Below are 22,877 nucleotides of genomic sequence, written 5' to 3'. Positions count from 1 at the left end.
AACCGGCGGGGAGGCGCTCAGGCGGGGCCGAGGCTCAGGCCGCGCCTCCGTGGGTGACGGGGTGGGGGGCGCGGGTCACTGGTCGGCGCAGTCCTGGCGGGTGAACGGCTCGCGCAGGTCGATGTGGCCCAGGCTGTCCACGTTCTGCCCGGCCAGCAGGAACGTCACGTCCTGCCCGCGTTCCTCCAGCAGCGTGCGGGTGATGGTGCAGGCCAGCATGCGCTCGCCGCTGCTGCCGTACCGCAGGTTGGCGTAGGCGGCGGGCAGGTCCACGAAGAAATGCTGGCCGCGCAGGTACACCTTCGGCGCGGCGGTCTTGGCCGGGACCACGCCGAGCAGCGCGCGGTCGAAGGGGCCCTGCGCCCAGATGTCCAGCGCGGCCTGCGCCACGGCGCGGGCGTTCGTCTGCGTGACCTGCGCGGTGCGGGTCTCGGGTTTCAGGGCCTGCACCTGCGCGTCCGTGAAGTACACCTTGACCTTCAGGGCGGTGCGCTCGGCCAGCTGCAGTTGCGGCGGGGTGGGAACCTGGGGGGGTCTCTGCACGGCCTGCAGGGCCAGTGCCGCCGCGATCAGCAGCGCCGCGGCGATCACGTTGAACAGCGAGAGCAGTCTGCCCAGAACCTTCACTGCGCCGCCCCCTGTCCCGAGACGTTCGCGTTGTTGTTCGCGCGGGCCGTCAGGTAGGTGGCGACCGAGCGGGCCACGGCGACCGCCATGACCTGCAGGCGGCTGTCCACCGTCAGGTTGGCGAGGTCCTGGGCGTTGTTGCTCCAGCCGAGTTCCAGCAGCAGCGCCGCCTGCGGGGCCTCGCCCAGCGTCAGCAGGCGCGAGGTCCGTTCCTGCCGCGCGGTCACGCCGCCCCCCTTGAGTTCCCCGCGCAGCAGTTCACCCAGCCGGCGGGTGCTGCCGGTGCCGGCCACGACCAGCCCTCCGTACGGGACGGGGGTGCCGGCGCGCAGGGCGTTGACGAACTGGGAGGCCGAGCGGCCCGTCTGTTCGTAGACGGTCACACCGCCCCGTGACGAGCCGGGAAAGCGGCCCAGGTCCAGGCCCAGGTACACGTCGCTCTGCCGGGTGAGTTTCAGGGCCTCCTCGCGGGACAGGGCGGCGGCGCTGTCCCGCGTGACCTGCACCTGCCAGCCGGCGCGGGTCAGCAGTTCCGCCGCGCGGCGGGCGACTTCCAGCGTCACGTCGCGGCCCACCCCGCTGACCTTCATGGGGTCCAGCACGATCAGCGGCCGGGTCACGCGCTCGAGCAGCTGCGGGCTGCGGCGCGGCACGCCGGGACCGGCGTCCACGACGACGCGCACACTGCCGGGCCGCACGACCTTGAACACGCGGTAGCCGCTGCTGGCGTTCACGGGCAGCGTCAGGGTCAGGTCGCTGCCGCTGCGGGTCACCTCGGCGCTGGGCACGAAGGCGCCGCGGGTGGTGTAGCGGCGGGCGTCGCCGCTCAGGCCGCGCAGCGTGACGACCAGGCGGTCGCCGCGCTGCTCATCGCTGATGTCCACGTCGCGGCTCAGGTCCAGTACCAGGCGGTCACTGTCACGTCCGGCGCGGCTGCTGACCGACAGCAGGGTGGGGGCGGCCACCTTGAAGTCACCCTTGCGGTACTGCGCGCCCAGTCCGTTGGCCAGGGTGTCCAGCGGCAGGTACAGGTTGCCGTTCACCAGGGTGGCGGCGCGGGCGTTCAGGCGGCGGGTGTCGAGCTGCACGGTGTTGAAGGTGGTGGTGGCGCGCTGCTGGTCCTCGTCGATGGGCAGCAGCAGCGTGTGGCCCAGCCCGGTCACGCGGACCACGCCGCCGTCGCGCGCGACGCCCAGCAGGCCGCTCAGGGCTGCCTGACTGGCGTATTCCGCGCCGTACAGCTGAATGCTGTCCACCTGTTTTCCCGCGAGGTTCAGGCGGCTGAACGCGATCTGCGCGCCGGCCAGGCCGACCAGCAGCAGGCTGCCGGCCAGCACGGTCCAGGCGGCGCGGGTCCGTCCGAGGGTCACGCGGGTCACTGCGCCCGCCTCACAGTTCGCGCAGCTCCCGGCGGACGGTCTTGTCGGCCTCGGCGCGGCGTTTGTCGTGCAGTTTCTTGCCGCGTGCCAGGGCCAGTTCCACCTTGAAGTACCGGCCCTTCTGGTACAGGCGGGTGGGGACCAGCGTCAGGCCCTTCTGTTCCAGGCCGCGTTTCATCTTGCTGATCTCGTCGCGGTTCAGCAGCAGGCGGCGGGTGCGGCGCGGCTCGTGGTTGTTGTAGGTGGCTTCCTTGTACGTGGGGATGTACAGGCCTTCCAGATCGACGTTCCCGCTGCTCAGGCGGGCGAAGGCGTCGCGGAAGTCCACGCCGCCCGCGCGGATGCTTTTCACCTCACTGCCGGTCAGGCTGATGCCTGCCTCGAAGCGCTCCAGTAGTTCGTACTCGTAATGAGCGCGGCGGTTCGTGTACACCCGCGCATTCTAGCAGCACGGGGAAAAGCTGTTGATGGTCAATGGGTGATGGTCGATGGACCGGGCTTCCCCCTTCCATCGACCATCAGCTGTCGACCGGTTACTTTTTCGGGGGGCGGCTTGGGCGCACTTCCACCCGGCTGGGCAGGGTGCGTTCCGGCATGTGCAGCAGGTCCACGGTCAGCTGCGCGAGGTCCTCGGGCTGGATCTTCCAGGCGTCCTTGTCCTGATCGGGCGTATGCCCGTTGAAGTACGTGGCGACGCTGCCGGGCATGATCTGCGTGACCTTGATGCCCCGGTCGCGCAGGTCGAGGTTCATGACCTCCGAGAGGCCGTTCAGGCCGAACTTGCTGGCGTTGTACGCGCCGCCGCCCGGCAGGGGATTCTTCCCGGCGAGGCTGGAGAGCGTGAAGATGTACCCGCCGCGCTCGGACAGCGCGGGAATGGCGGCCTTGACGGTGTAGAACGCGCCGCTGAGGTTGGTGTCGATCACGTCCTGCCACTGCTGGATGCTCAGGTCCGCGATGTTCCCGAAGTGCCCCACGCCCGCGTTCACGAACAGGACGTCCAGGCCGCCGAAGGCCTGCACGTGGGCGTCCACCTCGCGTTGCACGGCGGCCGGGTCCTTCACGTCACAGGCCACGCCGCGCGTGCCGTTGCCGAGTTCGGCCGCGACGCCCTGAATCTCGCCCTGGTTGCGGCTGGTGATGGTCACGGCGTACCCGTCGGCGATCAGGGCGCGGGCCACGGCGAGCCCGATGCCCTTGCTGGCGCCGGTGATGAAGGCGCTTTTTGTCGTGCTGGCGTTGGAATTACTGGAATCCGTCATGCCCGGACGTTAACACGGGCGCCGGGGTGGGCCTGTGAGCAGGCTTCCGAATGAACGTTGTCTCAGGGGCGACCCTGTGCGGGCAGGCCCGTACGGACCCGGAGAGCGGCTCCGCAGCGTGGGCATCCGGAGGACTGCCGGGTGCGGGGCTGGCCACCCGGGGTGGAGGGCGGAACGGACCGCAGCCCGTATCAGGACGACTGGACCGTGTCGCCCAGCACGACCGGCCCGGGCAGGACGTCGTCCGAGTGGCGCTGCCAGGAACGCACGGCGATCCAGCCGGCCGCGCCGGTCAGGCCCAGCAGCAGGCAGACCGCGGTCAGCGCGAGCGGCAGGCCAAGTGCGGCGCCCGTGGCACCCAGCAGTGCGCCGCTCAGGATCACGCGGCCCAGGCGTCGGCGGACGCTGATCAGCACGCAGCGTATCAGGTACTCTCTTCGTGTCATTTCAACCCTCACCTCCACGGTGCGCCCGCTCGTTCAGCGGCGTGTCATGGCCTGTTGCTGTCGGGACCGGCTGGGAACCCAGGTGTGACCGACCGGATGTGGTGGGTGCGCGGCCAGGAGCAGGGGCGGGATGCCCGCCAGCCCGGACACACTGACCGGAAGGTCATATGAGAGGCTCTGGGCACAGCGTACAGGAAAAAGCCGGCCCGTTCCAGTCGGGCCGACCTTCACCGAGCCGCTCAGGGCAGGCGCTGCGCGAGCACGTCGTACATGTAGTTGGCGGCCTCCGCCTGCTTCTGCCAGAGGGTCAGGACCCCGAAGTCCTGCTTCAGGACCACGTTGCCGCCCTCCGGCATCACGAACTGCCACTGCGCGCTCAGCTTGTTCCAGGGCAGCAGCGCGGCGGGCGCCACCAGGACCGGCGTCACGCGGATGGCACCGGCCGCGGCCGGATCACTGCTGATCGTCGCGCCGGGGTAACGGCGTTTGAGCGCCCCGGCCGAGTCGCGTTTCATGGCTTCCAGAATGCCGCGCCGCTGATCGGCGTTCACGACGTTCGCGTTGCCCTGAATCTGGGGGGCCTGGATCACGAAGGTGGCGCGGGCCAGGGTCTGGCCGCTCCAGCTGGCCGGGGCTGGCTGGGCGGCGGCCACGGTCAGGGCCGCGCTGATGGACAGGGGAATCAGACGTCGTGTCATGGGTGCAGTGCATCACAGTCTGCCTGACGGCGCGTGAAGTGAGCGTGAGGCCCGCCCGGCTCGCCGGCCCCGGCACTCATGTGGTCCGGCTTGCCCGCGGGCCGTCCGGGCCGGGGCCGCGGACGCTAGAGTGACGTCATGCAGGACCTGTTGACGATCATGCGCCGCCTGCGCGCCCCGGACGGCTGCCCCTGGGATCAGGAGCAGACCCACGAGTCCCTGCGTCCCTACCTGCTGGAGGAAGCGGCCGAGGCGGCGGACGCCGCCGGCAGCGGCGACCCGGCCGCCCTGGCCGACGAACTGGGGGACGTGCTGCTGCAGGTGGCGTTTCACAGCGTCATCGCCGAGGAGACCGGCACCTTCGACTACGCGGCGGTGGAGCGTGGCGTGGTCGAGAAACTGGTGCGGCGCCACCCGCATGTGTTCGGTGAGGTGAACGTTCAGGGCAGCGCGGACGTCGTGAGAAACTGGCAGGCGATCAAGGCGCAGGAACGGGGCGGCCAGCCCCGCCGCGCCGAGGAGCGCGTGCCGTCCGCGCTGGGCGCCCTGGCCCGCGAGACGAAAACGCAGCGGCTGGCCGGCCGCAAGGACACGCCCGCACAGGCGCGGGCCGCCCTGAGGCGCGCGGCGCTGGACGCCCCGGACACGGCAACGGGCGTCGCGGAGGTCCTCGCGGCCGCCGTGAGCTGGGCCCGCAGCGTCGGCATCGATCCGGAACTCGCGCTGCGCGACCGTTCGCTGGCGACCCTGCGGGCCCTGGACGGTCAGGAGCCGGCCCCGTGACCGGCCCGGACCCGCTGGACTCCGCCCTGGCCGACCCGTGGGCGTTGTGGGTGGGAGAACGGGAGCGGCGTAGCCTGCACCTGCCCAGTTACCGGCGCGCGGCCGTACTGGTCGCCCTGACGCGCGAGGTTGACCCGCGCCTGCTGCTCACGGTGCGCTCGGCAGACCTGCCCACCCACCAGGGGCAGATCAGTTTTCCCGGCGGCAGCCTGGAACCCGGCGAGACTCCCACGCAGGCGGCGGTGCGGGAGGCCTGGGAGGAGGTCGGCCTGCCGGCCGGGGACGTGACGGTGCTGGGCGAGCTGGACGACGTGTTCACCCCGGTCGGGTTTCACGTGACGCCGGTCCTGGCGCGCGTGCCGGCCGAACCGACCCTGACCCTCAGCGGCGAGGTGGCGCAGCTGCTGCTGCCGTCACTGCGGGACCTGCGGGACCTGACGGTGGTGCGGGAGGTCCGCACCCTGCCGGACGGGCAGCGCGTTCCGCTGTACCGCTACCCGTGGCAGGGGCATGACATCTGGGGCATGACGGCGCGGGTGGTGCACGACCTGCTCACCGACGGTCCGGGCTGACGGGCGCGGTGGTCGGCACAGCAGGCGGCCCCCAGCCACCGGGTCGCGGTGGCTGGGGGCCGCCTGGCCCCGCTGGATCAGCGGGTGGGCGTGATGGTGATCTGGCCGTTCTGGGTGATGTTGTAGGTGTTGCTGAAGGTGCGGTAGCCGGGAGCGACCATCAGGATCTCGTGCGTGCCGCGCGCGAGCTGCAGGTTCAGCTGGCCGCCGCTGACGGTGCCGGCTTCCTGGCCGTCCACGAACACGCGGGCGCCGTTCACGCTGGTGCGGATGGTGACGGTAAAGCGGTTGGTGACGGGTGCGGGCGTGACGGCCTGCGCGAATTCCACGTTCAGGTTGGTGGTGCTGCCGGCGCGGACGGTGATGGTGGTGGTGTAGTCACGGTAGCCCGGGGCCTTGACGCGCACGGGGTACGTGCCGGCACGCAGGTTGCTGTACGTGACGTTCGCGGCGCCCAGCGTCTGGCCGTTCAGGATGACGCTGGCGTTGGCGACGTTCGTGCCGACGAACAGGCTGCCGGTGCTGACCGGGTTGCGGGCGGCGACGGTGTAGAAGGCGGTGTCGCTGACCCAGCTGTTCTGCGGCAGGGGGGTCACGACGATGCTCAGCGCCTGCGCCAGGCCGTTCTGGTTCTTGGCGTTCACGGTGGCGAACTGGTCCTGGGTGGTCTTGAAGGAGCTGATCTGGTCGAGGTCCAGTTCGGTCGCGCTGGCCAGCGCCAGGACCTTGTTCTGGCCGATGGGGCCGGCGACGGTGTACTTGAAGTTATCGTCGGGCGCGGGGAAGCTCTTGGTGGTGCCGGCCTTCACGAAGTTGCTCTCGCTCAGGCGGTTGGGGAGAATCTGGTCGACGCTGCCGTCGGGGTTCACGTTGAACAGGTACACGTAGGCGTCGCGGTTCACGGTGGCGCTGATGGAGATGGGGTCACCGACGCGGTAGGCGGGGTTCTGGGCGCCGCTGGCGTCCTTGTCCACGCGGACGCTGACGTTCAGGTCCGGCTGGGCGGGGTTCACGATGATGCTCTGGGCGCTGATTTTCGGTGCAGCGGCGGCGGTGCTGAGCAGCAGGGCGGCCGGGATCATCAGGAATTTTTTCATGGTGTTACCTCCGAACAGCAGCCTAGCGGCCGTCACATGACGCACCGTGAGTCGGCAGGGGACGAATGTTAATGGGGCTTCAGTTCGCAGTCAGCTGGGTGACGGGGTCCTGATACGGACTCCGATTGAATGGGCTGCAAAGCCGCTGGGTCCGAGCGGAGGCGACTCGCAGCGCTGTTCCGCAGAGAAGGAGAGAAACGCCCCTCCGGACGTGGAGCCGGCAATCCGGCGTTTTTCCGCGTTGCTGACGGAACAGGGGGCGGTCCGGCTGGGCGGCGGCCCGGCGTGTCGTCGCCCGGTTCGCCGGGGTGGCCTTCGCCGGGCTGTCAGCGGATGATGCGGGCGGGTTCGATGCCGGCGGCCCGGCGGGCCGGGATCAACGCGGCGAGCAGGGTGGTAAGCAGACCGACGGCGTTCACGCCGAGCAGGTCGGTGGCGCGTACCTCGACCGGCAGGGTGGTGATGAAGTAAAGGTCGCCGGGCAGCGTGAAGGGCCGCACGGTGAAGTACGCGCTGATGCCCAGGCCCAGCAGGTTGCCCAGCAGCAGGCCGCCCAGGCCGAGCGCCAGGCCTTCGAGCAGGAATACCTGCGTGATCAGCCGGCGGGTCGCGCCGATGGCGCGCAGGATGGCGATCTCCTGGGTTTTCTCGAAGACGGCCAGCGTCAGGACGTTCGCGATCCCGAAGGCCGCGACGATCACGATCAGCAGCACCACGAAGCCGATGACCTTCTTCTGCAGGGCCAGCTGGTCGAGCAGGGTGCCGTACAGGCTCTGCCAGGGCAGCGACGAGTAGGGGCGGACGCGGGTCAGGTCCTGGCCGACGGCGGTGGCGAGGTCCGGGTCGCGCAGGCGCAGCTGGTAGCCGGTGATGTGGGTGGTGCCCTGCAGGGTCTGGAGGGTCTGCAGGCTGGTGAAGGCGTACGCGGAGTCGATGAGGTAGTTGCCGGTCGTGAACACGCCCCGGACGGTCAGACTGGTGCGGCGCTGCGTGGAGTTCAGCAGGCGGACCTCGTCGCCGGTGAAGGCGCCCACGCTGCGGGCCAGGGCGGACCCGAGGATCACCTCGCCGCTGTTCAGGGAGGCCAGGGCGGCGCGTTCGGCGGGCGGGAGGTCCAGGACGCGGGCGGCCTGCCCGGTCACGCCGAACAGCGTGGCGAAGTCCACGCCGGCGGCGCGGCCCTCGCTGGCCGGGCGGGTCAGCAGGCCCTTGTCGGCCAGGAAGGGGGTGAAAGCCTGCACGCGCGGGTCGGCGGTGATGGCGCGTTCCAGGGCGCGGTCGGGGCCGCTCGGGGTGAAGGCCGTGACGCTCAGGTGGGGGCTGGCGCGCAGGGTGGCGTTCACGAGCGCGCGGGTAAAGCCGTTGGTGAGGCTGAGCGCGGCGATCAGGGCCATGACGCCCACGGCGATGCCGAGGATGGTCAGGACGTTCTGGGTGCGGCGGCGGCGCAGGTGGGCGCGGGCCAGGGACCATGCCAGCGAGCGGTCGGGGGCGGCGGGGCCGCGCTCGGGTGGGGTGGCCGGGGCTGAAGTCATGCGAAGCGGAGGATACCAGAGAGCTCCGGGCGGGGGCCGGCTGGGCCATGCGGACGCGGGCCCCCGCTCGCGTGGAGGGGGGCCCGGTCAGGGGTGCGGGGGGTGGATCAGCGGACGGCGGTGATGCGGATCTGCCGCGCGCCCCAGTTCAGGGCCTCGCTGCGGGTGGCCATCCAGACGTCCACGGAGTTGGTCTTGCGGGCGGCCATGGTGTCCTCGACAACGAAGACGCGGCCGCGGAGCATGTTGCTGTACTTGCCGCTCAGGTCCTCGATCATGACCTTGGTGCCGTAGGGGAAGGTGCGCAGCAGGTCGCGGGACAGGGCGACGACGCCGGGGCGGGTGCGGGTGCCGGTCGCGGTGATGTAGGGGGTGGCGTCGGTCTGGCCGGGGACGCTGTTGTAGGCGGTCGAGCGGGCGATGGCGGTCTTGCCGCGGATGGGGGTCAGGGCGACGGTGTCGCGGCTGGCCTCGGCGCGGGCGACGGCCTCGGCGCGGACCTGCGCGGCGCTCTGGGTCTGGGCGGTGGGCGTGGCGGCGGTGGGGGCGGCGCTCAGGGCGTCGCGGACGGCGTCGGTGGCGACGGTGCTGGCGGGCAGGGCGGGGGTGGCGGAGGCGACTCCGGCGAGGCTGAACAGGACGGCGCGGGTCCAGCGGATCAGGGGTTGAAGCATGGGGTCTCCTGCGGAGGCGGGGCGGTGGGCCCGGCAGCATCCGGCGTTTTTCAGTGGGTGGATTCAAGTGCGGGTGCCAGCATGAAGGCTTTCCCGACCTCGAGAATGAGCGTACGGGTTCCAAATGGCACTTTTCTGAGAAATTTTGATTTATGATCTCATTTTAAAGACGCCATATTATTGACGTCAGTCCATAAAAACCAGAAAGTGCCCTTCTGGGGGCACTTGGTAAAATGAGATAAGTTCTAATCCTCTCATTTAGTTTCTCACAGAATTGTTCTGCAGCAGGCAGAATTTGGTATCGACCACCGCCGACCCGGGTCCCAGATGGGCCCACTTTGTGGCATGGATTACCTTGATCCGGCGACCAACCGTGAGAGAAGCACGAAGAGAGAACTGATCACGCGGTCAATTCGACAGCCACGCTCACGATTTACTCATTGCTGGTCCTGGGCCGCTCCGGCGCGGCGGCCCAGTTGGACAGAATGTCCGCCGAGATCTCCTTGAAGATCGGCGCGGCCAGCTGTGAACCGTGGTACTCGCGCTTGGCGCCGTGCACCATCACCGCGATCGTCACGCGCGGCGCCTCAGCCGGAAAGAACCCCGCGAAGGTACTGTCATAGATCGACTTCGAGTACCGCCCACTGGCGTCCACGGTCTGCGCCGTCCCGGTCTTCCCCGCCAGCGTGTACCCCTCGATCCCCGCCTTCGCGAAAATGCCCTCGGTCACCACGTTCTGCAGCATCCGGCGGGTCGTGCGCGCCACCTCGGGCCGGATCACGTTCCGCCGCTCCACGCCCCCCGCGCCCTCCACCAGCCGCGGCGACACGTACTGCCCGTCATTCGCCAGCGTGTTGAAGGCCGCCGCCAGCTGCAGGGTCGTGCTGCTCATACCCTGCCCGAACGAATTGGTCGCCCGCACCAGCTCGTCCCAGCGGACCAGCGGTTGCAACGACCCGGTCGCGGCCGGCAGCGCCGGCAGGCTCACGTCGCGCCCGAACCCGTAGGCCTCCAGGTACGACCGCATGGTCTCCATCGGAAAGCGCTCGACAACGTGACTCATGCCCACGTTGCTGCTGTAACGCAGGATGCCCTGCGTGCTCAGCGACCCCGGATGATCCACGGCGTCCCCGATGGTGCTGCCCCAGCGCCCCCCCACGAAACGGCGCATGGGTGTGTTGTACACGGTGTCCGGGGTGGTCAGGCCCTCGTTGATCGCGGCCGCCACCACCAGCGCCTTGATGGTCGACCCCGGCTCGAAGCGCGTCACGAACGGACGGTTCAGCCAATCGGTTTCCTTGAACCGGCGCCACACGTTCGGATTGAACGGCGGGTACGTCGCGGCCGCCAGCACGCGGCCCGTGCGGGTCTCGAGCACCACCACCGACCCGAACTCCCCACGGTGCTCCGGCACGGCCTTGGCCAGCGCCGCCTCGGCAGACGCCTGAACCTCGGTGTCCAGGGTGAGTTTCAGGGTCTGCCCGGCCGCCAGCGAGCCGTTGTACGCCGCTTCGAGTCCCTCGAGCCCCTCGGTGGCGCCCATCATGCCCAGCAGCTGCCCCGCGATGTGCCCCTGCGGGTACACGCGCTTGCCGTCCCGGCTCATGGCCAGCACCTTGCCGTCCGACGCCACGATCTGCCCGCGCGCCTGCACCACGGAACTCTTCACGGTCTGCGGTACCCCCCACTCCAGCTGGGCGTACGCCCACACCAGCGTCAGGAACATGCACAGCGCCAGCACGCGCATCAGCACCGAACGGTTACGGATCTTCACTTCCACTGAACGCTCACCTCCACCCTGCGTTCCGGCGCGGCCGGCGCCGGGACCGGGCGCACGCCCCCGATCTTCTCCGTCACCTTGGCGGCGTCCGTCAGGCGCTGCATGCCGTTCGCGAAGGCCCAGTCCCTCAGCCGCTGCGGGTTCTCCAGCGTCTGCAGCTCGATCGCCAGATCGTCCCGGCGGGTGGTCAGGACCGCCTCACGCGCCTGCGCTTCCCGCAGCGCCGGGCGGACCTGCTGCGTCGCGGCGCGGACCGTCACCAGCGTCACCACCATCAGCAGGTAGATCAGCACGTACCGCACCGCCCGGCCCCGCCAGGTGGGCAGGCTGGTGTCGACCGTCAGGCGGCCCAGCCGGACCTCCCGCAGCCCCGCACCCTTCCGGAACGGCAGGATCACGCGCGCCCCACCCGTTCGGCCGAACGGAGTTTCGCGCTGCGCGCCCGGGGGTTGAGGGCCTGCTCGGCCTCCGAGGCCACCACGGGGCGCTTGGTGAGTGGCGACAGGACCTGGCTGCCCAGCAGGAAGCGCTTCACGATGCGGTCCTCCAGCGAGTGGAAACTGATGACCGCCAGCCGGCCCCCCGGTGCCAGCAGCGTCTCGGCCGCCTGAAGACCGTCGCGCAGTGCGCCCAGTTCGTCGTTCACGTGGATGCGCAGCGCCTGGAAGGTCCGCCGGGCCGGGTGGATGCCCTTGCTGAAGCCAGGGTACGCCCGCTTGACGATGTCGGCCAGCTGCACGGTCGTCTCGATGGGCGCCTTCTCGCGGGCGTACACGATGCCCCGCGCGATGCGGCGCGACAGGCGGTCCTCGCCGTACTCGTAGATGATCGCCGCGAGGTCCTCCTCGTCGTACCCGTTCACCACGTCGGCCGCACTCTCGCCGGACTGACTCATGCGCATGTCCAGCGGCGCCTCGGTGTGGTAGGAGAACCCGCGCCCGGTGTCGTCCAGCTGGAAGGAACTCACGCCGATGTCCAGCAGGATGCCGTCCACCTGCGTGACGCCCGCGCCCGCCAGCAGCGACACCATGTCACGGTAGTTGCCCTGCAGGACGTGCAGGCCCGGGTGGTTCGCGGCGCGCGCCCGGTCGAGCGCGAAGGGGTCCTGGTCGATGCCGTACACGGTCGCGCCGGCCGCCAGCAGCAGCCCGGTGTGACCGGCGCCGCCCAGCGTGCCGTCCACGAACACCTTGCCCGGCGCGGGGGCCAGGGCCGCGACGACCTCGTCGGCAAGCACCGGGACGTGCGTGAGGACGCCGGCTCCCTCGGCGCCGTCGGCGTCCGCGGATTCGGGGGAGCTGGGCGCGGTCGGAACGGTTTCAGACGGAGTGGAGGGCTCCGGGATCATGTGGTTGGGCTGTTCGGTATCTGCATTCATGCTGTTCACGCCACGAAGTTCACGAGAAGGTCGGGGTTGGGTGGGTTGTCCTGCACGGCCGTGATGGCCGACTCCCAGCGGTCCGGGTTCCACAGTTCCAGGCGACCGGGCGCGCCCGCCACGATCACGTCACTGTCCAGCCCCGCGAAGGCCCGCAGCGTCTGCGGGACCGACACGCGGCTCTGGTTGTCCAGCCGCGCCTTGTTCGCGCCGGAGTAAAAGAAACGCACGAACGCCCGTGACCCGGCGTCCGTGAGGGGCAACCCTTCAAGCTGCTCTTCCACCCGCTTCCAGCTGGAGAGCGGAAACACGTACAGGCAGCCTTCCATGCCGCGCGTCAGGATCATGCCGTCCTCCACGAACTCACGAAAAGGCGGTGGGATGACCACACGCCCCTTGTCGTCGATGGTGTACGGGTACTCTCCGAACGGCAACGTCTCCCCTTTTCCCCACCCGTTCCCACCGGCACGCCCGGCGGAACGTCAGGCAACGTTCAACCATGAACACGAACTAAACGTATTTAGGTTGATGCGGCGAGTGTAACAGTCCTCCCCACGAATTACCACCAATCCCCACCAGAACCCACAAAGTCGTCCCGAACGCCTCTGTTTTCCCACCGGTCTCCCCCACCCGGCCGTTTCCCCCCCCCGCGGTCTCCCAGGACACTTTCCCCGCCGGTCCCGCCTAGCATGCCCGCATGCCCGCCCTGAACTCCTTCCGTACCGGCGCCGTCCTGGCCGCCGCGGGTGTCGCGCTCGGCGCGTTCGGCGCCCACGCCCTGAAAGCCCAGCTGACGCCCGAAGCCCTGGGCACCTTCGAGACCGGCGTGCGCTACCAGATGTACGCCGCGCTGGCCCTGCTGGTGCTGGGCACCCAGCCCACCCAGACCCGCGCGCCCTGGCCGCTGCTGGCGGGCGCCGTGATCTTCAGCGGCAGCCTGTACCTCCTGACCCTGACCGGCGTGAAGATCCTGGGTGCCGTCACGCCCATCGGCGGCGTCCTGATGATCGCCGCGTTCGTGCTGGCCGCGCTGGACGCGAAGAAGGGGCTGTAGGCCGTGGGCTGCGGGCGGCAGGAGCCGTTCCCACAGCCCACCCCTCCAGCCAGCAGCCCGAAGCAGGCCGCCCCGGTTGCTCGGAGGCGGCCTGCTCGTGTGGTGCGGGGGAACTGTAAGCCGGGTTCTGTCCGCCACTCTCGTGACTGTTCGGCCATCTCTCTGGGACGCGCGTCGCCGCGCGCCTCAAGCGACCATCCTGGCGGTCATAGGGCGGGCCACCCTCGCGCACTGTCGGGTCTTGCACCGGATGGGGTTTACCAGACACTCCCGGTCTCCCGGGAGCCTGGTGCGCTCTTACCGCACCGTTTCACCCTGACCACCTGCCCGCCCGCGCCGGGGCTTCACGTACTGAAACGCCAGCAGGTGGCGGTCTGGTTTCTGTGGCACTGTCCTTCGGCTTCGCCGCCACCCGCACGCAGGCGCGCGCCGCGGGCACTTGACTCGCCGACCAGCCGTTAGCTGGCATCCCTGCCCTGCGGTGCCCGGACTTTCCTCACCCAGACTCACGCCTGGGCGCGGCCGAACATTCCCCCGCAAGGACAGAGCATAGCAGGATGGGGTGTGGGCTGTGGGTTGCGGGAACAGCACTGCCTCTCAGCCCACAGCCCCCTTATACGGACTGCCGTTTGTTTCGCCGACAATCCGGAACTTCACCGGATTGCCGGCTCCACGTCCGGAACCCGTTTTTCTTCCACTCGCTTCGCTCGGATTGAACGGGCTTTCCAGCCCATTCAATCGGAGTCCGTATTACCCCCAGCGTTTCTGGATGCGTTCCCACTCGCGGTCCCAGACGGCCGCCGGGACCTTCTCGGGGTGCAGGAGGTCCTGCAGGTCGCGCCCGTCGAGTTGCTGGTACTCGCCGACTTCCATGTTGCCCAGCCACAGGCCGCCCACGCGGTAGCGCAGCAGGCGTGTGACCGGGTGCCCGATGCCGTCGAGCATGCGCCGCACCTGCCGGTTGCGGCCCTCGCCGAGCGTCACGAACGCCCCGCCGCGCGCCGGGGTCGCCTGCAGGGCGCGGGCCGGGCCGTCCTCCAGTTTCAGGGTGCCGTCCGTCAGGGCGTCCAGGTCCGCCTGGGTGGGTTCTTGCGGGCCGTCCGTCCAGGCGCGGTACGCCTTCTCGTGCCCGTAGCGGGGGTGGGTCATGGTCAGCGTCAGGTCACCGTCGGTGGTCAGGAGCAGCAGCCCTTCCGAGTCGCGGTCCAGACGGCCGACCGGGTGCAGGCCCGGAATGTGCGGCATGGCGTCCAGCACGTTGCGGCGGCCGTACTCGTCGCGGGCGGTCGTGACGTACCCGCGCGGTTTGTACAGCATGAACGTGACCTTCGGGACGCTCTCGGTCTCGATCAGCTGCCCGTCCACGCGGATGTCGTCCGCGTCGGTGACGGTGCGGCCCAGCGCGGCGACCTCGCCGTTCACGGTCACGCGGCCCGCCTTGATCAGGTCCTCGACGGCGCGGCGCGAGGCGAACCCGGCGCGCGCGAGGCGTTTCTGGAGGCGTTCCCCGCCGGGACTGGTCTGCAGGCGTTCCCCGCCGGAGCTGGCGGGAGTGGAGTCAGGATGGTCAGCGGATCGGTCGGTCATAGGCGCCCCCGGCGGGATGGAAAGGAGAGAATGGCCAGCACGGCCAGGACGAGCAGGAAGACCGACAGGCCCAGCAGCAGCGAGCGCAGGGCGGGCGGCAGGGCGTCCGCGCCGCGCAACGCGGCGGGCAGCAGCGCGGCCACGCACAGCAGGTTCCCGCCGGCCAGGCCGGCGACCTTCACGGCGTCCGGCCGGAAACTGGCCGCCACCTGAAAGGCGCCCCAGGCCAGCAGCAGCGCGCCGCTGCCGCGTGCCAGCCACAGCGGCGAGACGCCCAGCAGGGCCGCCACGCCCGGCGACAGGAAGTACAGGTACAGGCCCAGCGGAATGAACAGCAGGGCGGTCAGCCAGAACGCGACACGCAACACAGGAATCAGTCTACGCGGGAACAGGTGAGTGAAGCGTGGACCGTGAGAATCCCCGGACGTCACGGTCCACTGCCGGCGCCTGTCCTCTGGTAGCCTCGCGCGTATGCCCGTGATCGCTGTCGACAAACCCCTGAACCTCACCTCGCACGATGTCGTGAACCGCGCGAGGCGGGCGCGCGGCACCAAACGCGTCGGGCACACCGGGACGCTGGACCCGCTGGCGACCGGGGTGCTGGTGCTGTGCGTGGACGACAGCACGAAGGTCGTGCAGTTCATGGAGGCCGACAGCAAGGACTACCTCGCGTGGATCAGCCTGGGGGCCGGGACGCCCACCCTGGACGCCGAGGGCCCGGTCGAGGAGACGGGCGACGTGCCATCCCTGGACCCGGCGCAGGTGCAGACGCTGCTGCAATCCTTCACGGGGCCGCAGGCGCAGGTGCCGCCGCAGTACAGCGCCATCCAAGTGGGCGGCCAGCGGGCCTATGCGGTCGCCCGTGCGGGCGGTGCGCTGGACCTGCCCGCCCGCAACGTGGTGATCCACTCGCTGGACCTGCTGGGCGTGTACCCCGGCGTGGAGGCCGCGCCGCGCACCTTCGACTCGCGGAGCTGGACCCCGGCGGAGACTGGACACACCTTCACGCTGCCGCCCGCGCTGGGCGAGTACCCCACCCTGCTGGTGCGCGCCAGCGTGGGCAGCGGCACGTACCTGCGCTCCCTGGCGCGCGACGTGGGCGCCGCACTGGGTGTGCCCGCGCACCTGGGCGGACTCGTCCGCACCCGCGTGGGCCGCTACGACCTGCGGGACGCCGTGACGGTGGACGACCTGCCCGGCGCGGCCGGCATTCCCGACCTGGCCGCGCTGGACTTCCCAGTGATCGAGGCCGACGACCGCGTGGCCCGTGAACTCCGCCAGGGCAAACGCCCGGCCCATCCCGCCCGGGGCCGCCACGTCGTCACCCTGAACGGCGACCTCGTGGCGGTCGTGGACGGCGACGGCGAGCAGCTGAAAGTCGTGCGCGCCTGGGCGTGAGGGGGGTGGGGGGTGAAGGATCAGCCGTTCCCACACCCGACAACCCACCACCTCCTCATACGGACTCCGATTGAATGGGCTGGAAAGCCCATTCAATCCGAGCGAAGCGAGTGGAAGAAAAACGGGTTCCGGACGTGGAGCCGGCAATCCGGTGAAGTTCCGGATTGTTGGCGAAACAAACGGCAGTCCGTATCAGTACCCTGGTGCCACCTGCGGCTGCGCGAGGCCGATGCCTTCCAGCGCCCCGGCGATCCGCACGAGACGTTCGTCGTGCAGGGCAGGGGCAATGAACTGGATGCCGACCGGCAGGGGCGTGCCGTCCACCGTCTCGAAGCCGGCGGGGACGCTCAGGGCCGGGAGGCCCGCGAGGTTGACGGCGACGGTGTCCACGTCGGCGGCGTACATGGCCAGCGGGTCGCTGGTCTTCTCGCCGCGCCGGAAGGCCGGGAAGGGACTGGTGGGCGTGACGAGCACGTCGAACTGCCCGAAGGCCTGCGTGAAGCGGTCGGCGATCAGGCGGCGGACCTTCATGGCCTTGCTGTAGTACGCGTCGTAGTAGCCGCTCGAGAGGGCGTACGTGCCGATCAGGATGCGGCGCTGCACTTCCGGGCCGAAGCCCTGCTCGCGGGTCAGGGTCATGGCCTCGGTCACGTCGCTGCCGGACGCGCGCTGTCCGTACACCATGCCGTCGAAGCGGGCGAGGTTGCTGCTCGCCTCGGGCATGGCGATCAGGTAGTACGCGGCGATGGCGTAGCGCAGTTCCGGCAGGCTGACCTCGGCGGTGGTCGCGCCCGCGCCGCGCAGGGCGTCCAGGGTGGCGTTCAGCGTGGCGTTCACGCCCACGGTGTTCCCGGCGAGGCTCTCGGTGATCACGCCGACCCGCAGGCCGCGCAGGTCGTCGGGCGTCCCGGCGGTGAAGGCGGGCGGCGCGTGCAGGCTGGTGGCGTCCAGGGGATCGTGCCCCGCGATGACGTTCATGACGAGCGCGAGGTCCTCGGCGCTGCGGGCGAACGGCCCGATCTGGTCGAGGCTGCTGGCGTACGCGATCAGGCCGTAACGGCTGACGCGGCCGTAGGTGGGTTTCAGGCCGTACACGCCGGTGAACGCGGCGGGCTGGCGGACGCTGCCGCCGGTGTCGCTGCCCAGGCTGACGGCGCTCAGGCCGGCGGCGACGGCCACGGCGCTGCCGCCGCTGCTGCCGCCGGGCACGCGGGCCGTGTCGTGCGGGTTCAGGGTCGGGCCGTAGGCGCTGTTCTCGGTGGAGCTGCCCATGGCGAACTCGTCCATGTTGGCCTTCGCGACGATCACGGCGCCCGCCTGCACGAGCCGCGCGGCGGCCGTGGCGTCGTAGGGACTGACGTAGCCGCGCAGGATGCGGCTGCCGCTGGTGGTGGCGGTGCCCGTCACGTTGATGTTGTCCTTGACGATCACCGGCACGCCCGCGAGCGGCAGCACCTCACCGGCGTCCAGGCGGGCCTGCACCTGCGCGGCCTGCCCGTCGGCGTGCGGGTTGACGCTCAGGACGGCGTTCAGCTCGCGGGCCGCCTCGATGCGGGCCAGGGTGGCGGCCGTCAGGTCCTGGGGGGTCGTGTCGCGCGACTGCACGGCGCGGGCCTGTGCGGCGGCGCTGCTGGTGGCGCTGGTGGGCGGGGTGGCGGGCACGGACATACCCGGTCAGTCTAGCGGCGCGGCCCGGCCCGGTGCGCCCGGCTGCCTGAACCGGCCGCGCCGTCCAGGGCCGCGCCGAGGTGCGCGGCCGGCGCCCAACAGGTTGGGCGGGACGGCTCCCCTCACAGAACCGTCCCGCCCATTCTTTGTCGCGTGCGCCCAGCTTCAACCCTGGAGCGCGGTGCGGTCACGCTTCAGCGCGTGCCGTAGTCCTGCACCCAGTAGGTGCCGTACCTGCTGCCGGGCTTGTAGACGTAGCCCACGCCCACTTCCTTCAGGCTGGGGTCCATCAGGGTCTTGCAGTGGCTGGGGCTGTCCAGCCAGCCCTGCGTGACGTTCCCCAGGGTGTACCCGGCCGCGATGTTCTCCGCCACCATCTGCCAGCCGGTGTACCCGGCGGCCTCGGCCCGCTGGGCGGGTTTGACGCCCTCCGGGGTGTTGTGGTCGAAGTACCCGCGGGCGGCCATGTCGCCGGCGTGGGCGCGGGCGGCGGCGGCCAGGTAGCCGTTCCAGCTGACGGGCGCGGCCGCCGCGAAGCGCTGGGTGCCGCAGCTGCGGGGCACGGCGCGCGCCTCGTTGATTTCCCGCAGGATCTGGGCTTCCTCGGCGCTCATGGTCTGGCTGCCCGCGTCGCGCGGGGCGCTGCCCTGGGTGCCGGTGGCGGCGCTGCTGCCCACGGCGCTGGGAGCGCTGGGGCCGGCGCCGCAGGAGGCGAGCAGCAAGGCGGTCGGAATCAGGAGGGTCAGGGGGTGAAGGTGGATGGGCATGTGAGGGTTCCTTTTTCGCTGTCTGAGAGGTTCAGCGGTTGAAGTGCCCTCACCTTAGTCAGTGGTCCCTTTCAGGCGGCTCACGCGCAGGGTCATGAACGGCCACCCACGCCGACACCCCCATCCGGGGGGGAACACGCCCGCCCCCGCCATCCGGGCGCTGCCCGGCTTCTGCCCGTGCCAGACGGCGTCTGCCCTCAGTGACCTCCCGGGGGGCGGGGGTGGTGGGGGGGGCAAACAGGGAACGACCAGCCGCGAGGGGCTGGTCGTTCCGGGGACTCGGGGCCGCTGTCCGGGAGGGCAGGCGCTGTCAGAATTCTGTGACAGGCCCGGCGCTCAGCGGACGCGGTTCAGGCCTTCCTGGGCGGGCTTGTACCCGGGGCTGAGTTTCAGGGCCGCCTCGTAGTTCTCGCGGGCCTTCAGGCGGTCCGGGGCGACAGCGCCCGCCCCGCGCTCGTAACTGAGGCCCAGGTAGTACAGGTACTCCGGGGTGTTGCTGCCGAGCGCGGCGGCGCGCGTCAGGTTCTCACGCGCGGCTTTCAGTTCCCCGCCGTCCAGGTTCAGGCGGCCCAGGTAGTAGTAGAACTCCGGGTAGCGCAGCGGGTCGAGCTTGACCGCCTGGGTCAGCTGCGCGCGGGCGGTGGTGGGGTCCTTGGCGAGGTAACTGACCACCCCGTACTGCCCGACCGCGTAGGCGTTCTTCGGGGCCAGTCTCGCTGCCTGGGCCGCCTCGGGCCGCGCGGCCGTCAGGTTGCCGCTCAGGGCCAGCAGTTTCGCGTAGTACGCGCGGTTGAAGGCGTCGCGCGGGTCCACGATCACGGCCTGCTGCAGGTAATCGAGCGCCTGCGGGATGTTCCCGGTCGCGTAGTACATGTCGCCCAGGTTGTACAGCAGGATCGAGTTGTCGGGGTTCAGCGTGGACGCCTGCCGGAACGCCTCGATGGCGCGCGTGCCGTCACCCTGCAACTTGTACACGTACCCGCGCTCGTTCCACACGCGGCTGAGCGCGATGTTCTTCGCGCTGCTGGCCTGCGCCACCGCTTCCGCGTCGGTCAGGATCCGCAGCGCCTCGCCCAGGTTGGACGCCACGCTGGCACGGTCCCCGGCGCCGATGTACTGCTGCACGTACGCCTGCGACAGCGAGATGTACGCGTCGAAGTTGCGGCTGTCCAGGCTGATCAGGCGCTTGAGGGTCTCGATTCCGGCGCTGTACAGGCGCAGTTTCACCTGCGCGCGCCCCAGACCGATCAACGCTTCCGGGTTGCGGGGGTCGATCTCGGCGGCGGCGCGGTACGCCACGTACGCCTGATCGAACTGTCCCTGCTCGTAGTAGTACACCCCGACCGCCACGTAGTTCGCGGCGGGAATGGAACGGGTCGGGGTGACCGGCGCCGGTGCGGTGGGCGCGGGGGTCGTCTGGGCGGGAGCGGACTGAGCGGGAGTGGTCTGGGCGGCGGCGGTGGACGCCGCGGCGAGGCCCAGGGTGATCATCAGGCCCAGCAGGCCAGAAACGGTCGTGCGTCGATTCACTCGAAAAACCTCCGTGGGGTTCGCCCGGCGCGGCTGCACCGGAACGACCACGCCCTGCCAGCATGTGGCGTGAGCGGATAATACGTGAGAACGGACACAGCTGGGGTGAAGTGGCTGTGAGATGCGGGGCGACCCATTCTGACAGTCTTCACGCCACACGTGACCGGCAGCTGACCCGCCCGCCGCGCCTGCCGGCACTGCTACAGTCCGCAGCATGAGTCTTTCCACCCTCCGGCGTGTGGGCCTGACCGGGTCCATCGGCGCCGGCAAGAGCACTGTCGCGGCCCTGCTGCGCGCACGCGGCCTGACCGTCCTGGACGCCGACGAGCAGGCGCGGCTGGTCACGCAGGACCCCGAGGTGCTGGCCCTGCTCGACGCCCGCTTTCCCGGCGTGGTCACGGACGGCATCCTCGACCGCGCCGCGCTGGCCGCGCGGGTCTTCGGCAACCCGGCAGCCCTGGCGGACCTGAACCGCGTCACACACCCGCGCGTGCGTGAGCGCATGGGGGCGCTGGAATCGCAGGCTGCCGCGCGGGGCGAGCGTGTGATCGTGCAGGACATCCCCCTGCTGTTCGAGGGTGGCCTGGACGCCAGCATGGACGCCGTGATCGTCGTGGACGCGCCGCTCTCCCTGCGTGTGCGGCGCGTCATGGAACGCAGCGGCCTGAGCGAGACCGAGGTCCTGGCCCGCGACGCCCGCCAGATGCCCGCCGAGCACAAACGCGCTCGGGCGACCGTCGTCGTCGACAACAGCGGCGACCACGCCCACCTGGAAGCGCAGGTGGACGCCGCGCTGCGCCGGCTGGGGCTGGATGGCTGATGGCGGGCAGCGTGTGCGCGACCTGACCGCCCACGTCGAGGCCCACCCAGGCCCCACACCCCCAACCGCCAGGGGGCGGCCACGCCTCGCGCAGCCGCCCCCTCTCCTGACCGTGATTACACCTGCTGGGCGTCCAGCGCGGCCTTGATGAAGGCGGCGAAGGGGGGGCTGGGGCGCATGGGGCGGCTCTTGAATTCCGGGTGGGCCTGGAGGGCCACGAAGAAGGGATGGCCGGGAATCTCGATGGTCTCCACGAGACCCGCGCCGCGTCCCTCGACGCCGGGGGTGACGCCGCTGATGACCAGTCCGGCGTCCTTGAGCTGCTGCGTGTAGGCGGGGTTCACCTCGAAGCGGTGGCGGTGGCGTTCACGGACGGTGCCGCCCTGCGGGACGCCGTACAGTTCGGCGATCTTCGTGCCGGCCTGCAGGTCCATGGGCCAGTCGCCGAGGCGCATGGTGCCGCCCATCCCGGCGACTTCGAGCTGTTCGGGCATCAGGTCGATGACCTTGTGCGGGGCGTACTCGTCGAACTCGGCGCTGTTCGCGCCTTCCAGGCCGGCCTTGTGGCGGGCGTACTCGATCACGGCGATCTGCATACCCAGGCAGATGCCCAGGTACGGGGTGCCGCTCTCGCGGGCGTACTGCGCGGCGCGGATCTTGCCCTCGATGCCGCGGATGCCGAACCCGCCGGGCACGAGGATGCCGTCGGCCTGCGCGAGTCTGGCCTTCACGTCGGCGTCGGTGACGCTGGGGTCGGCGAGGTCCTCGGCGTTCACCCACTGGATGTTCACGCGGGCGTCGTTGGCGATGCCGGCGTGCGTGAGGGACTCCATGAGGCTCAGGTACGCGTCGGGCATCGCGGTGTACTTCCCGGCGATGGCGATGGTGACCTCGCGGGCCGGCTGCTTGATGGTCTTGACGGCGTTCTGCCACACGGCGAGGTTCGGGTGGATGCGTTCGAGGGACAGGATGTCCTCGACGGTCTTGCCCAGGCCCTGTTCCTCCAGCGCGAGGGGCACCTCGTAGACGTGGGAGACGTCGAAGCTGGAGAAGACGCGGTTCTCGCGCACGCTGGTGAACGCGGCAATCTTGCGGGTGATCTCGGCCGGGAGTTTCTCCTTGCTGCGGACCATGACGATGTCGGGGCTGATGCCCACGGAGCGCAGTTCCGCGACCGAGTGCTGGGTGGGTTTGGTCTTGAACTCGTTGCTGGTGCCCAGGTACGGCACCAGGGTCAGGTGCAGGTACAGGACGTTCTCGTCGCCCTCGTCGAACTTGAACTGCCGGATCGCCTCGAGGAACGGCAGCGATTCGATGTCGCCGACGGTGCCGCCCACCTCGATCAGGACGATCTCGGCCCCGGCGCGTTCCCCGGCGGCGCGCACCCGGCGTTTGATCTCGTCCGTGACGTGCGGGATGACCTGCACGGTCTGCGAGAGGTAATCCCCGGCGCGTTCCTTGCGGATGACCTCCTGGTACACCTGCCCGGTCGTGATGTTGCTCCCGGCCGGGATGTCCAGGTCCAGGAAACGTTCGTAGTTCCCGATGTCCAGGTCGGTCTCGGCGCCCGAGGCGGTGACGAAGCACTCGCCGTGCTCGTAGGGGCGCATGGTGCCGGCGTCGATGTTGATGTACGGGTCGATCTTGACGGCCGTGACCCGGTAGCCGCGGGCGCGCAGGAGCGCCCCGAGCGACGCGCTGGCCACGCCTTTACCGAGGCTGCTGACGACGCCGCCTGTAACGAAGATGTATTTCATGTCTGACCGCGAGCGCCCGCCCCACGCGGGGCCACCCCACTGCAAAGGGGCCAAAAAGAAAAACC

General features: G+C 70.2%; 24 protein-coding genes and 1 other RNA gene. 5 read left to right on the top strand and 20 right to left on the bottom strand.

Annotated elements, in window-relative coordinates; genetic code table 11:
- Positions 1-75: 75 nt before the first annotated feature.
- The 6 genes from ABDZ66_RS12920 to ABDZ66_RS12895 all read right to left on the bottom strand — a co-directional run bounded on the left by ABDZ66_RS12920 (position 76) and on the right by ABDZ66_RS12895 (position 4,412).
- Complete coding sequence (locus ABDZ66_RS12920; RefSeq protein ID WP_343759611.1) at positions 76-627, bottom strand: GerMN domain-containing protein; 552 nt, start codon at positions 625-627, stop codon at positions 76-78.
- On the bottom strand, positions 624-2,006 hold the full coding sequence (locus ABDZ66_RS12915) for an N-acetylmuramoyl-L-alanine amidase (RefSeq protein ID WP_343759608.1): 1,383 nt from the start codon (positions 2,004-2,006) through the stop codon (positions 624-626). The genes ABDZ66_RS12920 and ABDZ66_RS12915 overlap by 4 nt, the downstream gene beginning before the upstream one ends.
- Positions 2,007-2,016: 10 nt before the next feature.
- Positions 2,017-2,439, bottom strand: a complete 423-nt coding sequence (smpB, locus tag ABDZ66_RS12910; protein ID WP_343759606.1) for an SsrA-binding protein SmpB — start codon at positions 2,437-2,439, stop codon at positions 2,017-2,019.
- Positions 2,440-2,539: 100 nt separating this feature from the next.
- Complete coding sequence (locus tag ABDZ66_RS12905; protein WP_343759604.1) at positions 2,540-3,268, bottom strand: SDR family oxidoreductase; 729 nt, start codon at positions 3,266-3,268, stop codon at positions 2,540-2,542.
- A gap of 191 nt (positions 3,269-3,459) precedes the next feature.
- Positions 3,460-3,714, bottom strand: coding sequence for a hypothetical protein (locus ABDZ66_RS12900; protein ID WP_343759601.1), 255 nt, complete (start codon positions 3,712-3,714; stop codon positions 3,460-3,462).
- 239 nt (positions 3,715-3,953) lie between these two features.
- Positions 3,954-4,412 (bottom strand): hypothetical protein, encoded by a 459-nt coding sequence (locus ABDZ66_RS12895; RefSeq protein ID WP_343759598.1) that lies wholly within the window; start codon positions 4,410-4,412, stop codon positions 3,954-3,956.
- Positions 4,413-4,550: 138 nt separating this feature from the next.
- Between ABDZ66_RS12895 and ABDZ66_RS12890 the strand changes: the two genes are divergently transcribed.
- Both ABDZ66_RS12890 and ABDZ66_RS12885 read left to right on the top strand, forming a co-directional pair.
- Complete coding sequence (locus ABDZ66_RS12890; RefSeq protein ID WP_343759595.1) at positions 4,551-5,195, top strand: MazG family protein; 645 nt, start codon at positions 4,551-4,553, stop codon at positions 5,193-5,195.
- A complete protein-coding gene (locus ABDZ66_RS12885; RefSeq protein ID WP_343759592.1) occupies positions 5,192-5,767 on the top strand; it encodes an NUDIX hydrolase in 576 nt (191 codons plus the stop codon). Before ABDZ66_RS12890 ends, ABDZ66_RS12885 begins: the two co-directional genes overlap by 4 nt.
- 77 nt (positions 5,768-5,844) lie before the next feature.
- Here the strand turns inward: ABDZ66_RS12885 and ABDZ66_RS12880 are convergent, their stop codons facing one another.
- The 7 genes from ABDZ66_RS12880 to mraZ form a co-directional block, all read right to left on the bottom strand.
- Positions 5,845-6,864 carry a PEGA domain-containing protein gene (locus ABDZ66_RS12880; RefSeq protein ID WP_343759589.1) on the bottom strand — a complete coding sequence of 340 codons (1,020 nt, stop codon included), beginning with the start codon at positions 6,862-6,864 and terminating at the stop codon, positions 5,845-5,847.
- Positions 6,865-7,190: 326 nt separating this feature from the next.
- Positions 7,191-8,399, bottom strand: coding sequence for an ABC transporter permease (locus ABDZ66_RS12875; RefSeq protein WP_343759587.1), 1,209 nt, complete (start codon positions 8,397-8,399; stop codon positions 7,191-7,193).
- 107 nt (positions 8,400-8,506) lie between these two features.
- Positions 8,507-9,073, bottom strand: coding sequence for a 3D domain-containing protein (locus ABDZ66_RS12870; protein ID WP_343759584.1), 567 nt, complete (start codon positions 9,071-9,073; stop codon positions 8,507-8,509).
- A 433-nt stretch (positions 9,074-9,506) separates the two neighbouring features.
- Positions 9,507-10,853 (bottom strand): peptidoglycan D,D-transpeptidase FtsI family protein, encoded by a 1,347-nt coding sequence (locus tag ABDZ66_RS12865; protein WP_343759582.1) that lies wholly within the window; start codon positions 10,851-10,853, stop codon positions 9,507-9,509.
- Positions 10,844-11,251: a hypothetical protein gene (locus tag ABDZ66_RS12860; RefSeq protein WP_343759580.1), complete on the bottom strand. Its 408-nt coding sequence runs from the start codon at positions 11,249-11,251 to the stop codon at positions 10,844-10,846. The genes ABDZ66_RS12865 and ABDZ66_RS12860 overlap by 10 nt, the downstream gene beginning before the upstream one ends.
- A complete protein-coding gene (gene rsmH, locus ABDZ66_RS12855; protein ID WP_343759578.1) occupies positions 11,248-12,240 on the bottom strand; it encodes a 16S rRNA (cytosine(1402)-N(4))-methyltransferase RsmH in 993 nt (330 codons plus the stop codon). Before rsmH ends, ABDZ66_RS12860 begins: the two co-directional genes overlap by 4 nt.
- Positions 12,237-12,665 carry a division/cell wall cluster transcriptional repressor MraZ gene (gene mraZ, locus ABDZ66_RS12850; RefSeq protein ID WP_343759576.1) on the bottom strand — a complete coding sequence of 143 codons (429 nt, stop codon included), beginning with the start codon at positions 12,663-12,665 and terminating at the stop codon, positions 12,237-12,239. The genes rsmH and mraZ overlap by 4 nt, the downstream gene beginning before the upstream one ends.
- Before the next feature lie 263 nt (positions 12,666-12,928).
- Between mraZ and ABDZ66_RS12845 the strand changes: the two genes are divergently transcribed.
- Positions 12,929-13,285 carry a DUF423 domain-containing protein gene (locus ABDZ66_RS12845; protein ID WP_343759574.1) on the top strand — a complete coding sequence of 119 codons (357 nt, stop codon included), beginning with the start codon at positions 12,929-12,931 and terminating at the stop codon, positions 13,283-13,285.
- A gap of 100 nt (positions 13,286-13,385) precedes the next feature.
- Here the strand turns inward: ABDZ66_RS12845 and rnpB are convergent.
- The 3 genes from rnpB to ABDZ66_RS12830 all read right to left on the bottom strand — a co-directional run bounded on the left by rnpB (position 13,386) and on the right by ABDZ66_RS12830 (position 15,240).
- Positions 13,386-13,823: RNase P RNA component class A (gene rnpB, locus ABDZ66_RS12840), an RNA gene on the bottom strand.
- 212 nt (positions 13,824-14,035) lie between these two features.
- A complete protein-coding gene (locus tag ABDZ66_RS12835) occupies positions 14,036-14,872 on the bottom strand; it encodes a pseudouridine synthase (RefSeq protein WP_343759571.1) in 837 nt (278 codons plus the stop codon).
- The gene (locus tag ABDZ66_RS12830; protein WP_343759566.1) at positions 14,869-15,240 is read right to left on the bottom strand and encodes a hypothetical protein; all 372 of its coding nucleotides are present in this window, start codon (positions 15,238-15,240) and stop codon (positions 14,869-14,871) included. Before ABDZ66_RS12830 ends, ABDZ66_RS12835 begins: the two co-directional genes overlap by 4 nt.
- Before the next feature lie 103 nt (positions 15,241-15,343).
- Between ABDZ66_RS12830 and truB the strand changes: the two genes are divergently transcribed.
- Complete coding sequence (gene truB / locus ABDZ66_RS12825) at positions 15,344-16,270, top strand: tRNA pseudouridine(55) synthase TruB (protein ID WP_343759563.1); 927 nt, start codon at positions 15,344-15,346, stop codon at positions 16,268-16,270.
- 192 nt (positions 16,271-16,462) lie between these two features.
- On the opposite strand, the gene gatA is transcribed toward truB, so the two are convergent.
- The 3 genes from gatA to ABDZ66_RS12810 all read right to left on the bottom strand — a co-directional run bounded on the left by gatA (position 16,463) and on the right by ABDZ66_RS12810 (position 20,235).
- Positions 16,463-17,938 (bottom strand): Asp-tRNA(Asn)/Glu-tRNA(Gln) amidotransferase subunit GatA, encoded by a 1,476-nt coding sequence (gene gatA / locus ABDZ66_RS12820; protein WP_343759561.1) that lies wholly within the window; start codon positions 17,936-17,938, stop codon positions 16,463-16,465.
- A 194-nt stretch (positions 17,939-18,132) separates the two neighbouring features.
- Positions 18,133-18,705 (bottom strand): CAP domain-containing protein, encoded by a 573-nt coding sequence (locus ABDZ66_RS12815; RefSeq protein WP_343759559.1) that lies wholly within the window; start codon positions 18,703-18,705, stop codon positions 18,133-18,135.
- Between the two features lie 336 nt (positions 18,706-19,041).
- Positions 19,042-20,235 (bottom strand): tetratricopeptide repeat protein, encoded by a 1,194-nt coding sequence (locus tag ABDZ66_RS12810; protein WP_425544433.1) that lies wholly within the window; start codon positions 20,233-20,235, stop codon positions 19,042-19,044.
- Between the two features lie 214 nt (positions 20,236-20,449).
- Here ABDZ66_RS12810 and coaE point away from each other — a divergent pair, with 214 nt between their 5' ends.
- A complete protein-coding gene (gene coaE, locus ABDZ66_RS12805; RefSeq protein WP_343759556.1) occupies positions 20,450-21,055 on the top strand; it encodes a dephospho-CoA kinase in 606 nt (201 codons plus the stop codon).
- A gap of 116 nt (positions 21,056-21,171) precedes the next feature.
- Here the strand turns inward: coaE and pyrG are convergent, their stop codons facing one another.
- The gene (pyrG, locus tag ABDZ66_RS12800; RefSeq protein WP_343759554.1) at positions 21,172-22,812 is read right to left on the bottom strand and encodes a CTP synthase; all 1,641 of its coding nucleotides are present in this window, start codon (positions 22,810-22,812) and stop codon (positions 21,172-21,174) included.
- Between the last annotated feature and the right edge of the window lie 65 nt (positions 22,813-22,877).

Origin of the sequence: Deinococcus depolymerans (assembly GCF_039522025.1) — a bacterium.
GTDB lineage: Bacteria > Deinococcota > Deinococci > Deinococcales > Deinococcaceae > Deinococcus > Deinococcus depolymerans.
This window is presented reverse-complemented; position numbering and strand designations above follow the sequence as displayed.